The sequence below is a fragment of the Hyphococcus flavus genome (assembly GCF_028748065.1).
Classification (GTDB): Bacteria; Pseudomonadota; Alphaproteobacteria; order Caulobacterales; family Parvularculaceae; genus Hyphococcus; species Hyphococcus flavus.
This window is the reverse complement of record NZ_CP118166.1, coordinates 3,315,861-3,330,001: the sequence shown is the minus strand read 5'-3', so window position 1 is coordinate 3,330,001 and position 14,141 is coordinate 3,315,861. Positions and strand designations below refer to the sequence as shown.

Here is a 14,141-nt window from a genome sequence, read left to right as displayed (position 1 = left end):
GCGCAAAAAGTTTCTTATGCGGCCCCCGGGCTTTGGGAGCCGCGCTAACCGCCGGATTGTCGGGGAAAGCGTGTGCTGGGGGCCATATAGACGCTTTGACCCGCGCCGCCAAGGTGAAATTAAGCGGTTTTGAGGACGATTTTCCCGATATGAGCGCCTGATTCCATGTGTTTATGGGCGCTGGAGGCCTCTGCCAGCGGGAAGACCCTATCGATCGCGGCTTTGATTGCGCCGCTCTCCACATGCGGCCAGACTTTCGTGCGTATGTCTCGTGCGAGGCGGCCTTTGTCCTCGAATGAGCGCGCCTTCATAGTTGAGCCGGAAAGTTTCAGCCGCTGTCTCATGATGTTCATGATGTTGATCGTAGCGTCAGCGCCGCGCAGGAAAGCAATGGAAACATGCCGCCCGCCGGGATTGAGACAGGCGAGGTTACGGGCGACAAAATCGCCTCCAGTCATATCGAGCACCACGTCGGCGCCGCCGAGTTTCGCGATCTCATCTTCCCATTTGTCTTCCTTGTAGTTGAATGCTTTCGCGGCGCCGAGCTTTAGGCATTCATCGCGTTTCTCATTCGAACCCGCCGTGGCGATGACTTTCGCGCCGAAGGCGTTGGCCATCGCGATGGCGGTCACGCCAATGCCGCTCGTTCCGCCATGAACGAGCAGTGTTTCTCCTGTTTTCAATTGCGCATCATCGAAGACGTTAGCCCAGACGGTGAAAACGGTCTCGGGAAGGGCGGCCGCCTCTTCGAAAGACAACCCCTTGGGAACGGGCAAACACGACCCGGCGTCAGCCGCCGCATATTCCGCGTAACCGCCGCCGGTCAGCAACGCGCAAACTCTGTTGCCAACTTTCCAGTCACGAACATCGCCGCCAATCGCAGCTATTTCGCCGGCGGCTTCAAGGCCTGGCAAATCGCTGGCGCCAGGCGGCGGCGGATAGAGCCCCATGCGCTGCAACACGTCAGGACGATTGACGCCAGCGGCGGCGACACGGATCAGCACTTCGTTTGGTGTGAGAACAGGGCTCGAGCGGCTCACCAGCCGTAAAACCTCTGGCCCGCCGGGTTCTGAGATTTCAATTGCCTGCATGGATTGGGGATACTCGCCAGTCATAAGAAGCACCTGTTCTTGCGTTCAGGCGTATGATCTCGCAAAGTCCGGGGCCTCTTGCAACGATTGGGAGACGCGCCATGGACGACGAGCCGCTCAATGAAAAGCCGGACATGACCTTAAAATACCTGGCCAAGCAGGATCTTTACGCGCTTTCCGTCGGTGATCTGGATGAGCGCATCGAGAATCTAAAGGCGGAGATCAGCCGTTGCGAAGCCGCGAAAGAAGATCGCGGCTCAACCCGCGACGAAGCCGAAAAGCTGTTTAAGTTCTGAGGGTGTTTTTAACAGTTAAGACGTCATTGCGATAATGTGCACGTATATTTCAGTCACTTTACCCACGACTGCCGATCTTGATGGGTGCCGAGCTTTGTTTACGCAACACCGCTTGGCATTGAACTTGATGGATAAAGATGATCAGCCCAAAGGCGTTAGTGAGAATGAAAACTATTTTTTTACATGCACGGCGCATTGCGATTGCGGCACGGCTTTAGGTTCTGGGTTCAGCCTCACGGAGGAACACATTGGTGGCTACGAAGAATCAATTCGAGATGACTTGCAAAAAAAAGGTTGGTCCGCCGCAAAAATTCAGCGGCGTTTGAACGATCTAAAAAAGACTCAGCAGAAGAACGAGAGAGCCTTGGAAAGTTTGTCACTTTACCAAGGCGATGAGATTAAATCTTGGATGATGCTGATAAGTGCTTTGCTAGAGCGGCGCCTTTCAAGTCATATTGGCGTTACGGTGAACGACTATCATGGATTAATCAGTAATCCGAAGTTTGACCTGAAAAGAAAAAAAGAAAATCTCAGCGCGTTGAGTTCGCAGATTCTGAAAAACTTGGCGCCCGCTACTCTGGTAGTTTTTAGTTAGGTGCGAATTTAAAGCACCCTCCCGGGCTAGGTTCGGGGTGATTTTTTATTTCTTCGTATTAGAATCTTACCCCTCCGGCAGCGGAATATGTTCCCTCTCGTCGGGCGGCAATGAAAACACGCTGTCCTCGAAATTCGCATCGGCTGAGGCTTTCCAGTCGGCTTTTGCTTTTTCAATGCGCTGCTGATCAGAGGAGACGAGATTCCACCAGATGTGCCGCTTGCCGATGGGGGCGCCGCCGAGCAGCATGACTTTTACATCTTCAATGGCTTTGATCTGCGGCGCGGCGCCATCAGTGAAAACGATCATGCGGCCTGCATCGTGTGCTTCGCCATCGAGTTCCACGCGTCCGGAAAGGACATAGATTGCCCGCTCCTGGTATTCATCTGTAAGGGGAATATCCGTACCGGCAGACGCTTCAACACCCAGATAAAATATCGGTGAGAATGTTTTTACTGGCGATTTCTCACCATAGGCCGAGCCTGCGATAAGGCGCATTGAAACACCATCGCGTTCGATCACAGGAAGCGTTGCTTTCGGATGATGATGAAACGACGGCTCCGTCTCTTCGAATTCTTTCGGGAGAGCCACCCAGCTTTGGATGCCGTGCATGTGCTGGCCGCTTTGCCGTAGCGCATCATCTGTGCGTTCGGAATGGACGATGCCGCGTCCCGCTGTCATCCAGTTGACGTCCCCGGGACGGATCACCTGATCGTAACCAAGATCATCTTTGTGACGGATCTCGCCCGAGAACAGATAGGTGACCGTCGCCAGGCCGATATGCGGGTGAGGGCGGACGTCAATGCCGGTTCCCGGTTCAAACTGCGCCGGGCCCATTTCGTCGAAAAATATAAACGGTCCGACTGTGCGGCGTTTTGCGTAAGGCAGGACACGCCCGACGGTGAAACCGCCAAGGTCGCGGGTTCGCGGTTCGATGATCATTTCTATTGCAGTCATAAAAACAACTTGGACGGGTTGGCGGCAGTCTTCAAGCCAGCCGGATGATGGCTTTTGTCAGCGCCTGCAGATCTTCTTCTGCGGTTGCGAAGAGATCGTTCTCTTCCGGCTCCAGCCCAATCAGCAATTTCATTCCTTCTTCAAGGGCTGAAATTTGCGCCACCGCGCGCCGGATTTGCATGTGGTTCAGTTCCGGATTTGCGGCGCGCACAAGATAATACACAAATTGCGCAATGGGCCTGTAAAGGCTGTGAACGAGGCGCCGTGCCTGGTCATCGCTGGCGGCGTATCCCCAAACCTGGAAGAAAAAACGGTAATCGCTGCGGCTGTTGCGAACATAGAATTCGACTACACTCATCAGAATCTCAAGCGGCGAGTTATGATCGCCGTTTATTGTGGCAAAATGATCTTCAACATAATCGGCGAGGGCTTCGCGCAACATTGCTTCGATAAGCGCAGTTTTGGTGGGGAAATGATAGGTCAGATTGCCTACGGCTATGCCGGCTTCGTCGGCGACATTGCGTAATGTCAGTCCAGCATGACCGTCTCTTGTAAAAGTCTTGAGTGCCGCCTCAATGATTCGTTTGATGGTTTCTCTTGTCCTGCCGGGTTTGCCGTCAGACATCCGAATTGTCGGGCGATCTTTTAAACACTCATGCAAATGTGAGGAGTACGCAATAGCGTCATGCGCGGCTTTAACGCTGCCTGTTGTTACGCCAGCACCGCTGCTACCCTCTTTTTTCGGCGTTGTCCCAGACTTGTCTGTTGACGGCGCCATCAGTCCCCCCCTAAATGGCCGTTTGTTTAGGTCAAATGACCTAATTGCTTTTTGCGAGTTCGGCAAGGCGAGGGGGCTTGGCGATCAGAATGATGAAAGTTTCCCGGCTGTGCGGTGTTCTCCCCCTGCTGCACGTCGGGGGGGCCGCGGCGAGGTAACTTGTCGCGGCCCACTCCTGACCTTGCTTAATATCTTATTCCGCAGCGAGATGCTTACTGTCGAGCCAGCCGGCAAGATCGAGCAGCGCTCGCTGCGTGATCAGCCGCTTGCGGGCGCGCCCGCGTTCTTTCCCGCGCAGCCGGTTGCCGTCTGCATCTTTTCGGGGCGCTTCAAGATCGGGAAAGAGCCCGAAATTAATATTCATCGGCTGGAACGTCTTGCCGCCGCTGTCCGATATATGCCCGCCTGTGATGTGATTCAATAGCGCGCCGAGCGCAGTCGTGGGTGGGGGCAACGCGGCCATTTCATTCTTGGTATCGGCTACCGCAAAACGTCCGGCCAGCAATCCGATCGCCGCGCTTTCAAGGTAACCCTCAACACCCGTTATTTGTCCTGCAAAGCGAAGTCGCGATGCTTTTTTCAGCCGCAGATTTTCATCGAGCAGCTTGGGTGAATTCAGGAATGTGTTCCGGTGAATGCCGCCAAGACGCGCAAACTCGGCTTTCTCAAGTCCGGGTATCAACCGAAAAACATCCGTCTGCGCACCGTATTTCAGCTTCGTTTGAAAACCGACCATATTATAGAGCGTGCCGATTGCATTGTCCTGTCGCAGTTGAACGACAGCATGCGGGCGTTTCCCCGTGCGCGGGTCAGTCAAGCCGACCGGCTTCATCGGTCCGAAACGTAAAGTCTCGGGGCCGCGCTCCGCCATCACTTCAATGGGAAGGCACCCTTCGAAGTATGGCGTCGATTTTTCCCAATCCTTGAACTCGGTTTTCTCAGACGTGAGCAGCGCATTCAGAAACTGCGCATACTGATCTTCATCCATCGGGCAATTGATGTAGTCCGCGCCGTCGCCGTCAGGCCCGACTTTATCGTAGCGTGACTGGTACCAGGCGATGTCGAAGTTGATTGTTTCTTTATAAATGATCGGCGCGATTGCATCGAAGAACGCGAGCGACTCTTCACCAGTAAAGCTCCGAATAGCCTCAGCCAAAGGCGCCGCCGTGAGGGGGCCGGTGGCGATAATGACATTGTCCCATTCTTCTGGCGGCAGGGCGTCGATTTGTTCCCGCTCGACATCGATGTTGGGATGGTTGTTGATCGCGTCCGTCACTGCCGCCGAGAATGCGTCGCGGTCAACGGCGAGGGCCCCGCCGGCGGGCACTTTGTTATTATCGGCTGCACGCAGGACCAGCGAACCGGCGCGCCGCATTTCTTCATGCAGCAAGCCGACAGCATTATTCTCGGCGTCATCGGAACGAAACGAGTTCGAACAGACGAGTTCGGCAAAGCCATCGGTGTGATGCGCTTCTGTCTGATGCACGGGCCGCATCTCATGCAGCGTCACATGGGCGCCGGAATTGGCGGCCTGCCAGGCGGCTTCAGACCCGGCGAGGCCGGCGCCGATAATATGAATTGTTTTCTCAGTCATGGAGGCCGCTTCTAGTTGAGAATTACGCCAGCGCAAATGGGCGCCTATCATCTGCGACAAACGTAGTTAACGCCGGACTTTGGTTCCAGTGGCCAAGCCGGTGATTTCCGGTTAGCCTACTGGCAAAATCCGCCAGCGAACTGGCGTGAGAGGGGTTGGGATGGGATTGCGTATTTTCCCTGTTATTGGCGACGCGTTGAACTTTGGCGGCCGCCGTCTTGAGACCATCGCTCGTGTGGCGTGGCTGCCGATGGTTTTGATTCTTGTCGCCAATATGGTTGCGATCTTTGGCTACTTGTCGGTTATCGCGGGCCGACTGATCACTTTTGAAGACATTCCGTCATTTCTCAGTGCACAACAGCTTGTTGGCCAACACGCCGCCCGAGGATTTGAAAACAACGCCGACGCCATGTGGGCCATTACCGCCGGTAATATAATTGTGCAGACTCTGCTTGCCGCATCTTTCATGGCGCCGCTGATCCGTTATGCGGGGCTGGGTGAAAAGCCTTCGCCCGGTGTCATTCGCGCGCCATTCGGTCCGGATCAATTGCGGTTTATTGTGGCCGGTATTTTTAGTTTCTTGTTTGTTGCGGTGCTGGTTTTCGGTCCCATCGCCGGGGCTTCATACTATTCGCTAAAATATATCGTCGAGGCTCTGGCGCAGACGGTGGCGACGTTTCCTGATCCAAACAGTCTTCATACAATTGAGATATCGACCGCAAGCGCAACCCTGACTGATCAGGGCATGGCTTGGCTTTATAGTCACGCCCTGCCTTCCGTATTCGCGGCGCCTTTCGCAATATTGCTGTGGATCGTCGTGTTCTTACACTTCTCTCCAAAAAACAGGCCTAATGCATCCGTAAATAGCAACGCGTTTTTGCGCGCGCTCACAACATTGCTTATGACGGTTGTTTTTCTTGGCGGGGCATACCTGTTTTTCCGGCAGGAAATATTGGAGAGCTACCAACAGATCGCCGGCCTAAGCGGGGAGGCGGCGCAAAACCTCGCCGGCTCGCCAGTCGACGCCATTCTCATTTTCGGCATCGTTGCCTACCTGCTGGTCAATTACTTCAATCTGCGGCTGTATGCCTATCCCGGCGTTGCCGTCTGCCGTAGCTCGCTGGGCCTTGGCAATACGCTGAGAGTGACACGAGGCTGGAACATCATCAGGCTCTGGGTCATTCTGGCGTTGATCGGGATGCTTCTCATTTTTGTCCAGATTGTTGTTATCAACGGTCTTTTCCTCGGCAGGCTTCTGCCGTGGATGGTGAACATGCTTTACAACGCAACGGCGGTCTCAAGCCGTCTCGTTAATAGCGGCGTTACCGCAGAATGGGTGTTGCCCACTTTTATTTGGGTCTGGAATATTACGAAAATCATCATAAATCTTGTCTGGTCGTTTTTCTCCTTCGGCGTAACAGCAGGCCTTTACGGTCGGCTTTACCGGGAGAGCGAAGCAGGCGCATAAACGCCTCTACGAAACAGCAGGAGTGAAAGCCATGTCTGGACGCCTGGTGGTCGGCGAGGTTTTGAACGAAACCTTTCAGTTCGGCATGCAGCGCTGGTCCAGCGTTTTCCGTTTCGCCTGGGCGCCGCTTATCATTGCCGGGTTGATAACCTGGGGGCTGTTTCAATTTGTTTTTGATGTGGAGGCGCTGGAAGCGGCGGAAAAAGCCGCTGACTTTTCAGGCTTCGATGAAATCCTAAACGTCTCGCCAGCTGTCGCCATTCTGGCCGGGCTGGCTGGCGGCGTGCTGATGATGGCGGTGTTGGCTGGCGCATTCGCATCGATTTACCGCCTTGTGGCTCTTGGGGAAGATAGACCAGGCTTCGTGCAGCTCCGTTTCGACGGCCCGGCGCAGCGCGTTTTCGTTGCGCAAATTATCCTGACTCTGATTAACTACGGAACTGTCCTCCTTGCGGTGCTGCTCGGACTGACGTTTGCCGGTGCGTCAATTGGAGATTTCTTTTCCTCAAGCAGGGAGTTTTTCTCACTGGTGATGCAGGCGGGGCAGGATCCAAATTTCCAGCCAAGCGAAGAAGAGATGCAAGCCATGGCGGCGCCAATTGGCGGCGTTATGCTCGGTGGTCTCATCGCCGCGCCGGTGCTGATTTTCATCAACATCAAGCTTGCGCCATTTGTTGCGGGCTCGGCGGCTGAAAACAGGCTGCTTCTGTTCGGCGCTTATCGTCTGACATCCAGTTATTTCTGGCCGCTTTTCGGCGTTAGCGCGCTCTTTATTTTGGCGCTTTTCGCCATGGCGATGGCGTTCAGTCTCGCCATGAGTTTTGTCGAGGTGATGTCTACGCTTGGCGGTTCGCTCGGGTTTATCGGCTCGCTCTTCAGCATTATCGGCGTTGCGCTGAGCCTTGCCTATCAGGTTTTTGTGGTCGGCCTGCAGCTTTCGTTTCAGGGGATTATCTACCGCCAGCTTAAAACGGGACAGTAATTTCAGCCCCAGATTTCCATGATAAGGCCACGCGCGTCTTTCGCACCGTCGGACAAATGAACAGCTTCGCCATCAAGGCGTGCGCGTGCTGTTAGCGCCAGCGCACAAGCATCAAAAACATCATCCACCCCGACTTTCGCGCCGTATTGTTCTTTCAGCGCTTGATAATGGTATTCCGGCGTTTCCGCGCCCGAAGCGGTTAGCAGACCGGCTCGTTCAAGCTGTCCTTCTCTTGTGCGTTTTGGATAGCGGCAAGGTGCGCCGTCATTCAGCCGCCAGAGAGCAACTTCCGGATGACCTTCGCCGATACGCTGCTGGTCGTCAGCATTGATCGCATCATCTATTTCGCGGATTTTCGGCAGGATCATCCAGGCCTGTTTTGAAAGCCCGCTGCTCGGGGTTTGCGCTTTACCCCAACTGTTCGCCTGTTCGTATGTGTCAAAGGCGAGCATTGGCCGGCGCGGGGAGGAGAAAACGCTGGAATGCCGCAACGGTTTTAATCGTTGACGCGCCAATGCCTCACAGGCGCGTTTTCCATTATCCGCAAGGCCGATCGGCATATCAACGATGAGCATGCGCGCGTTAAGGTTTAGGAGTTCATCGAATTTCGCAGCGACAAACACATCCATATTTTCGGTGGAAAGGTTAACGCGCGCCGCGACCCAGCCGGCACGGCAACCATCGACGCCAATGACGAAACTCATCGGCGATTTCCCTTTATGGTTGCTGGCATAAGCATTGCTGAAACCTGTTCAACGATGAATGAAAATCGTCAAGGCGTATCGCGCATGGCGAGTTGTGGGAATTAGAATGGGACGCCTTGCCAGCGCTGCCGCAGGCGGGCATCCTGAGATTGCGGGATATAAATGGACGCCATGTCTTCGAACGCCAATGAAATAACACCCAACGGTCCTGCCGGTTTCGTTCAATCGGAACTTTTCGCGCGCACCTTTCGCGAGGGCATGGCGCTGGTTGAGGAAACCGCTAACTATCTCGACGGCGAAGGACGTGAAGCGTCAAAGCAATTACCCAGAGATGCAGCGCTGACATATGCGGGCGCATCCATGCGCCTGACGACTCAATTGATGCAGATTGCGTCCTGGCTGCTGGTCTTGCGCGCCGTGCGCGAAGGGGAGATGGCGCTCAGCGAAGCGAGCGAGTCAAAATACCGGCTTTCGCCGACCGAAGCATCAAAGGTTGAGTTCAAGTCAGAGGGCTTGCCGGAAATGCTGGTGACTCTGATCGACGCCGCGCAACAGCTTTATAACCGTATCAGCAGGCTGGATGGTGAATTGTTCACAGGACAGGTCAGCGCGGAAGTAAAGAATGACGCCGCCGCGCAACAGCGCACGCTCCTCAAAGCCTTCGCCAGCCGTAAATAGAATTTACTTCTTGAGACCGAAGCTGCCGAATTTCTGATTGAATTTGGAAACGCGACCGCGTTCGCCGACACGCTGTGGACCGCCGGTCCAGGCAGGGTGGCTGAGCGGGTCAATATCGAGATTGATGGTCGCGCCTTCAGACCCGTAAGTCGAGCGGGTTTCAAACGAGGAGCCGTCCGTCATCACCACTTTGATGGTGTGATAGTCTGGATGAGTTTCTTTCTTCATAACGGCGGCCTTCGCGCAAGCGTCCCAGTAGTTCGAATTCGGATAAGAGCGGGGCATATACGCAAGCCGCCGAACCTGCGCAACCCCTTAAATGTGAGATTCAACGCCTAGAAGCCGCCAGAAGCCGATGTTAGGGTCGGAACGAAGATTTCGTCCGTTTTTTGCGTTCGTCGCCCTATTCTGGCCGGTTTAATGCGTATCTGGTTGTTCCTCGTAGGTCTTGTTGTGCTGGCCGGGGGTGTTGTCGCCCTGAACCTGCGGTCTTTTAACCATTTTTCTTCTATTGAGCCGGCGCCTCTGGCGTCCTGCCTTCCTGTCACGGGCATTCCAGGACCTGAAGATATTCGCGTCGATCAGCGCCGTCAGCAGGCCTTTATTTCATCGCTCGACCGTCGCGCGGAGGATGCCCGCGGCGCAATCCATGTTTTCGATCTTAGCGATCCATTGGCGTCAAATGGTTTTCGCGACCGGACCATGGGCGTGCCGGAGGCGTTTCGCCCGCTCGGTATTGATTATTACGAGGACGGTGAAACCCGCAGGCTGTTTGTCGTTAACGACGCCGGCCCGTCCGTTGAAGTTTATGATGTGCTTGAAAATGGCGATCTTGAGCATCTGGACACTTTTTCCGAGCGCCGGCTTAACAGTCCAAACAGTGTCGCAGCGACAAGCGCGCGCAGCTTCTACGTGACCAACGATGTCCGGCCGGGCCGCAAGGCGCGAATCGCAAGCCTTCATTTTTTGATGCGTACCGGCTCAGGCGATGTCTATTTTGTTGATGGCGCGATCTGGAAACATGTGGCGGAGGGCTTGCGTTTCGCGAATGGTATTGCGCTTGGCCCGGACGGGGAGAGCGTCTACGTCGCCGAAACTTCAGGCAAGGCGGTGCAGGTTTTCAGGCGCGATCCGGCCTCTGGTTCCCTGACGCCGGCTAATACGATCAATCTCAAATCTTCTCCGGATAATGTGAGCGTCGATTCGTCTGGCAAGGTCTGGGTCGGCGCTTTGCCAAAGCCTTTACGACTGCCGGCTCTGGCAAAAAGCCCTTCCGCGACTGCCCCTTCCGAAGTGCTGGTGATCGGTGAAGATGGTGAGCCCGTTACAGTCTATCGGAATGAGGGTGATGAGCTTTCAGCGTCTACGGTCGCCGCGCCGGCTGACGGCAAGTTGCTGATCGGCACGGTTTACGACGAAAAATTCCTGCTTTGCGATTTGCCTAAAACGGCCGGTTAAGCCAAGACACGGCCCATGGAATACATCTCAACACGCGGGCGCGCGAGCGCTGTCGATTTTGAGGGCGCTTTACTGGCCGGCCTTGCGCCGGACGGCGGCCTTTACATGCCTGAGGCATGGCCGCGCCTGACAGTTTCCGAGGCGCGCCGCATCGGTGAGATGCCTTATGCAAAAGCCGCGGCGGAAATTCTTTCTTTTTTCGCAGGTGATGCAGTTGATTCAGCGTTGCTGCACGAAATGACCGCTGATGCTTATGGCGGCTTTGCCGATCCGGCGGTTGCGCCACTGCGCAAGGTTGGCGATGATGACTATATTCTTGAGCTGTTTCACGGTCCCACCTTGGCGTTCAAGGATTTCGCCATGCAGATCCTGGGACGGCTCTTTGACGCCGCGCTGACGCGACGCGATGAAACGCTGACTATTATTGTCGCGACCTCGGGCGACACGGGGTCAGCAGCGATCGAAGCACTAAAATCCTGCGCGCGCGTGAATATTGTCGTTTTGCATCCTGAAGGCCGCGTCAGCGAGGTGCAGCGGCGGATGATGACCAGCGTCATCGCGCCAAACGTCTGCAACATTGCCGTCGATGGTTCTTTCGACGACTGCCAGGCGATCGTGAAAGCGCTTTTTGCTGATGAAACATTTGTCCGTTCGGTTCGGCTTGGGGGCGTAAACTCCATCAATTGGGCAAGGCTCGCCGCGCAAACGGTTTATTACTACACTGCGTGGGCAAGCGTTGCGGGAAAAGATGAGCCCGTCAGTTTTGTCGTACCAACGGGAAATTTCGGCGACGTTTTCGCCGGCTACGCAGCCAAGAAAATGGGCTTGCCGGTTGCGAAACTTGGCGTCGCCGCGAACGCCAATGACATTCTCCACAGGGCCATCAGCAAGGGCGATTACACACCGGCTACAGTGAGACCGACAGCGTCGCCTTCCATGGATATTCAGGTTGCATCGAACTTTGAGCGACTGCTGTTTGAAGCTAAAGGGAGGGATAACACAGCGTTGCGCGACTTGATGGAGAAATTTTCGGACAAACGCTCCATGCGGATTGACGATGCAACGCTTGCAGCGATCCGTGAAGACTTTGTCTCAGCAGCGGTCTCCGAAGAGGAAACACTCGCTGAAATCGCGCAACATGAGAAAGCAACTGGCGATCTCATCGATCCGCATACGGCGGTCGCGCGGGCCGCCGCGATCCGTTTGCGTGGTGAAGGTGTTATTTCCGGTAAGATAATAACCCTCTCAACGGCGCATCCGGCGAAATTTCCCGAAGCGGTTGAACAAGCAACCGGCAGAACGCCGGCGCTGCCGAAAGCATATTCGGATTTGTTCGATAGACCGGAAGAGATGCGCAAGGCGCCAGCCGCCGCCGATGCAATAAAGTCCATCGTCAATGATCTCTTCGCCAAAGGCTCCGCATGACCACAATACACACCTTAAGCAACGGCGTTCGTGTTATCGCCGACCCCATGCCCGGCCTTCAAACGGCCGCGTTCGGCGTCTGGGTCAAAGCGGGAAGCATGGATGAGCGCGCGGGCGAGCATGGCGTCGCTCATCTTCTTGAACACATGGCGTTCAAGGGAACAAAAAAACGAACCGCTCGTTCGCTAGCCGAGGAAATTGAATCCGTTGGTGGATATCTCAACGCCGCGACATCGCATCAACGTACCGGCTATTATGCGCGTTTATTAAAAGACGATCTTGCGACCGGCGCCGATATTGTCGCAGACATTTTACAGAATCCGGTTTTCAGCGAGGGAGAACTTGAAAAGGAACGCGAAGTTGTCATTCAGGAAATCGGCGAGGTCGCGGATACCCCAGATGATGTCGTGTTTGAACTGCTCACTGAAGTCACCTGGAAAGATCACCCGCTGGGGCGGACCATCTTGGGAACGCCCGAGACCGTTCGAGCGCAAACGCCGGACTCTCTTCGCAAGTTTATGGATCGCTGGTACCGTCCGCAGGAGATGATCATTGCCGCCTCGGGCGCTGTTGATGAAGCATCCCTGTTGATGCTGACTGAAGAATATTTCAGCGCGATGCCTGACAAAGGCGAGCCGTTGACGAGAACGCAGCCTAAATTCCACGGCGGCGTGCGTCACGCTGATCGCGATATCGAGCAAACTCATCTGGCGCTTGCGTTTCCCGGCGTTGCGTCGGCCCATGACGATTTCTTCGCAACGCGCTTGTTAGCCGATATTTTAGGCGGCGGCATGTCGTCCCGACTGTTTCAGAAAATACGCGAAGAGCGCGGGCTTGCCTATTCGGTGTACGCATTTGCCGATGGATTTGAGCAGTCAGGATTGTTTGGCGCCTATGTGAACGCAGAAGCTGAACACATAACGGAGAGTGCAGAGATCATCCGGCATGAAATGGAAGATGCGACGCGTGCGCTTGATGATCAGGAAATCGCACGGGCAAAAGCGCTGCTTAGGTCATCACTTATGCTTGGGCTTGAAAGTCCGGCAAGCCGGATTGAAGCTGCAGCGGGCCAGCTTTTCGTTTATGGAGCGCTTATGACCCCGGAAGAAATTCTCCAGCGGATAGACGACATCTCTGCTAACGATCTGAAACGCTGTGCCTTGCGCGCGTTCGACGGACCATGCGCCGTTTCAATAGTCGGTCCGGGGAATCTGCACTCAGTTTCGAATTTGTTTGCGGATAATTGAGTGGTCTGCTGGGACTAAACTACGGTATAAACTGAACTCATGTTTCTGACGAAGTCGCCCAGCCATCCGGCGTTTGATCCAATTCTTGTGCGCGATCCCGTTTATCTGCGTACGGCGAAACTATCCGATTACGAACAATGGGCTTCACTGCGGGAGATCAGCCGCGAGCATTTGATTGCCTGGGAGGAAGACTGGGCGCCTGACCAGCTTTCGATTGCGGTTTTTAAGAGACGGCTGGCGTCTCAGGCGAAAGACGCAAAACGTGGCGGTGGTCTTTCACTGTCAGTATTCCGGCGTGACGATCGGGTCATGGTCGGGGGTGTGACCTTGACAAATGTTCGCTATGGCGCTTCCAGGTCCGGCATTCTCGGCTATTGGATCGGGGCGCCCTATGTGCGTCTCGGCTATGGAGCGAAGGCGGTGGCGGCGATGCTTGACCACCTTTTCGACGCGATCAGTCTCAATCGGGTCATCGCCGCGTGTCAGCCTGAAAATATTGCATCGCAAAAACTCTTGGAGCGGTGCGGCTTCAAAAAAGAAGGGCTGGCGCGCGATTATCTTAAGATTAATGGCGCCTGGCGAGACCACCTGATTTACGCGGTCACGGCTGCAGACCGCGTCTCTAAATAGAAATATCGTTTACGAGCGCAATTTTGCGTTGAACCGTGTGAAAAAGTTGTTTTCCGGGCGTGCTTGGGCCTTGCGATAAAGTCACACACACGTGAAGATATGCCTGAGGGCGAGGCGCTGGCCATGGTTAGCGCAAGCGGGATCGGGCGTGCGTTTTGCAAGCCGGTTTCTGGCGGGGACCTGTTCAGGTGCGCCGCAATTTCGCGGCTAGAGGGTAAAATTTGGGGTGTCGGGGCAA

At 55.0% G+C, this 14,141-nt stretch carries 15 protein-coding genes; 9 read left to right on the top strand and 6 right to left on the bottom strand.

Features of this window, described 5'->3' with window-relative positions; translation table 11 throughout:
* Nucleotides 1-119 precede the first annotated feature (119 nt).
* Nucleotides 120-1,115 carry an NAD(P)H-quinone oxidoreductase gene (locus tag PUV54_RS15880; protein WP_274493319.1) on the bottom strand — a complete coding sequence of 332 codons (996 nt, stop codon included), beginning with the start codon at nt 1,113-1,115 and terminating at the stop codon, nt 120-122.
* Between the two features lie 77 nt (nt 1,116-1,192).
* Between PUV54_RS15880 and PUV54_RS15875 the strand changes: the two genes are divergently transcribed.
* Nucleotides 1,193-1,387: a DUF1192 domain-containing protein gene (locus PUV54_RS15875; protein ID WP_274493318.1), complete on the top strand. Its 195-nt coding sequence runs from the start codon at nt 1,193-1,195 to the stop codon at nt 1,385-1,387.
* Between the two features lie 127 nt (nt 1,388-1,514).
* Nucleotides 1,515-1,982 carry a hypothetical protein gene (locus PUV54_RS15870; protein ID WP_274493317.1) on the top strand — a complete coding sequence of 156 codons (468 nt, stop codon included), beginning with the start codon at nt 1,515-1,517 and terminating at the stop codon, nt 1,980-1,982.
* Nucleotides 1,983-2,048: 66 nt separating this feature from the next.
* Here PUV54_RS15870 and PUV54_RS15865 read toward each other — a convergent pair whose 3' ends face one another.
* The 3 genes from PUV54_RS15865 to trmFO all read right to left on the bottom strand — a co-directional run bounded on the left by PUV54_RS15865 (nt 2,049) and on the right by trmFO (nt 5,311).
* Entirely contained in the window at nt 2,049-2,939 is an 891-nt protein-coding gene (locus PUV54_RS15865; RefSeq protein WP_274493316.1) for a pirin family protein, read from the bottom strand.
* Nucleotides 2,940-2,970: 31 nt separating this feature from the next.
* The gene (locus PUV54_RS15860) at nt 2,971-3,717 is read right to left on the bottom strand and encodes a TetR/AcrR family transcriptional regulator (protein WP_274493315.1); all 747 of its coding nucleotides are present in this window, start codon (nt 3,715-3,717) and stop codon (nt 2,971-2,973) included.
* A 193-nt stretch (nt 3,718-3,910) separates the two neighbouring features.
* Nucleotides 3,911-5,311 carry a methylenetetrahydrofolate--tRNA-(uracil(54)-C(5))-methyltransferase (FADH(2)-oxidizing) TrmFO gene (trmFO, locus tag PUV54_RS15855; RefSeq protein WP_274493314.1) on the bottom strand — a complete coding sequence of 467 codons (1,401 nt, stop codon included), beginning with the start codon at nt 5,309-5,311 and terminating at the stop codon, nt 3,911-3,913.
* Nucleotides 5,312-5,471: 160 nt separating this feature from the next.
* Between trmFO and PUV54_RS15850 the strand changes: the two genes are divergently transcribed.
* Together PUV54_RS15850 and PUV54_RS15845 are read left to right on the top strand one after the other, a co-directional pair.
* Complete coding sequence (locus tag PUV54_RS15850) at nt 5,472-6,779, top strand: hypothetical protein (protein ID WP_274493313.1); 1,308 nt, start codon at nt 5,472-5,474, stop codon at nt 6,777-6,779.
* Nucleotides 6,780-6,810: 31 nt separating this feature from the next.
* A complete protein-coding gene (locus PUV54_RS15845; RefSeq protein ID WP_274493312.1) occupies nt 6,811-7,761 on the top strand; it encodes a hypothetical protein in 951 nt (316 codons plus the stop codon).
* A 2-nt stretch (nt 7,762-7,763) separates the two neighbouring features.
* Here PUV54_RS15845 and PUV54_RS15840 read toward each other — a convergent pair whose 3' ends face one another.
* Nucleotides 7,764-8,465: a DUF429 domain-containing protein gene (locus PUV54_RS15840; RefSeq protein ID WP_274493311.1), complete on the bottom strand. Its 702-nt coding sequence runs from the start codon at nt 8,463-8,465 to the stop codon at nt 7,764-7,766.
* Nucleotides 8,466-8,627: 162 nt separating this feature from the next.
* Between PUV54_RS15840 and rcdA the strand changes: the two genes are divergently transcribed.
* The gene (gene rcdA / locus PUV54_RS15835; protein ID WP_274493310.1) at nt 8,628-9,143 is read left to right on the top strand and encodes a protease adaptor protein RcdA; all 516 of its coding nucleotides are present in this window, start codon (nt 8,628-8,630) and stop codon (nt 9,141-9,143) included.
* Between the two features lie 3 nt (nt 9,144-9,146).
* Here rcdA and rpmE read toward each other — a convergent pair whose 3' ends face one another.
* Nucleotides 9,147-9,371 (bottom strand): 50S ribosomal protein L31, encoded by a 225-nt coding sequence (gene rpmE, locus PUV54_RS15830; protein ID WP_274493309.1) that lies wholly within the window; start codon nt 9,369-9,371, stop codon nt 9,147-9,149.
* 192 nt (nt 9,372-9,563) lie between these two features.
* Between rpmE and PUV54_RS15825 the strand changes: the two genes are divergently transcribed.
* The 4 genes from PUV54_RS15825 to PUV54_RS15810 are packed head-to-tail and all read left to right on the top strand — an operon-like array spanning nt 9,564 to nt 13,903.
* Complete coding sequence (locus PUV54_RS15825) at nt 9,564-10,601, top strand: SMP-30/gluconolactonase/LRE family protein (RefSeq protein ID WP_274493308.1); 1,038 nt, start codon at nt 9,564-9,566, stop codon at nt 10,599-10,601.
* Between the two features lie 15 nt (nt 10,602-10,616).
* Entirely contained in the window at nt 10,617-12,026 is a 1,410-nt protein-coding gene (thrC, locus tag PUV54_RS15820; RefSeq protein ID WP_274493307.1) for a threonine synthase, read from the top strand.
* On the top strand, nt 12,023-13,273 hold the full coding sequence (locus tag PUV54_RS15815) for a M16 family metallopeptidase (protein ID WP_274493306.1): 1,251 nt from the start codon (nt 12,023-12,025) through the stop codon (nt 13,271-13,273). The genes thrC and PUV54_RS15815 overlap by 4 nt, the downstream gene beginning before the upstream one ends.
* A gap of 39 nt (nt 13,274-13,312) precedes the next feature.
* A complete protein-coding gene (locus PUV54_RS15810) occupies nt 13,313-13,903 on the top strand; it encodes a GNAT family N-acetyltransferase (protein WP_274493305.1) in 591 nt (196 codons plus the stop codon).
* Nucleotides 13,904-14,141 lie beyond the last annotated feature (238 nt).

What these genes read in the sequence shown, in the direction of transcription:
- rcdA (WP_274493310.1), top strand. Translation starts at nt 8,628, where the DNA reads ATGGACGCCATGTCTTCGAACGCCAATGAAATAACACCCAACGGTCCT.
- PUV54_RS15860 (WP_274493315.1), bottom strand. Translation starts at nt 3,717, where the DNA reads ATGGCGCCGTCAACAGACAAGTCTGGGACAACGCCGAAAAAAGAGGGT.
- PUV54_RS15880 (WP_274493319.1), bottom strand. Translation starts at nt 1,115, where the DNA reads ATGACTGGCGAGTATCCCCAATCCATGCAGGCAATTGAAATCTCAGAA.
- thrC (WP_274493307.1), top strand. Translation starts at nt 10,617, where the DNA reads ATGGAATACATCTCAACACGCGGGCGCGCGAGCGCTGTCGATTTTGAG.
- PUV54_RS15815 (WP_274493306.1), top strand. Translation starts at nt 12,023, where the DNA reads ATGACCACAATACACACCTTAAGCAACGGCGTTCGTGTTATCGCCGAC.
- PUV54_RS15865 (WP_274493316.1), bottom strand. Translation starts at nt 2,939, where the DNA reads ATGACTGCAATAGAAATGATCATCGAACCGCGAACCCGCGACCTTGGC.
- PUV54_RS15840 (WP_274493311.1), bottom strand. Translation starts at nt 8,465, where the DNA reads ATGAGTTTCGTCATTGGCGTCGATGGTTGCCGTGCCGGCTGGGTCGCG.
- trmFO (WP_274493314.1), bottom strand. Translation starts at nt 5,311, where the DNA reads ATGACTGAGAAAACAATTCATATTATCGGCGCCGGCCTCGCCGGGTCT.
- PUV54_RS15845 (WP_274493312.1), top strand. Translation starts at nt 6,811, where the DNA reads ATGTCTGGACGCCTGGTGGTCGGCGAGGTTTTGAACGAAACCTTTCAG.
- PUV54_RS15875 (WP_274493318.1), top strand. Translation starts at nt 1,193, where the DNA reads ATGGACGACGAGCCGCTCAATGAAAAGCCGGACATGACCTTAAAATAC.
- PUV54_RS15825 (WP_274493308.1), top strand. Translation starts at nt 9,564, where the DNA reads ATGCGTATCTGGTTGTTCCTCGTAGGTCTTGTTGTGCTGGCCGGGGGT.
- PUV54_RS15850 (WP_274493313.1), top strand. Translation starts at nt 5,472, where the DNA reads ATGGGATTGCGTATTTTCCCTGTTATTGGCGACGCGTTGAACTTTGGC.
- PUV54_RS15870 (WP_274493317.1), top strand. Translation starts at nt 1,515, where the DNA reads ATGGATAAAGATGATCAGCCCAAAGGCGTTAGTGAGAATGAAAACTAT.
- rpmE (WP_274493309.1), bottom strand. Translation starts at nt 9,371, where the DNA reads ATGAAGAAAGAAACTCATCCAGACTATCACACCATCAAAGTGGTGATG.
- PUV54_RS15810 (WP_274493305.1), top strand. Translation starts at nt 13,313, where the DNA reads ATGTTTCTGACGAAGTCGCCCAGCCATCCGGCGTTTGATCCAATTCTT.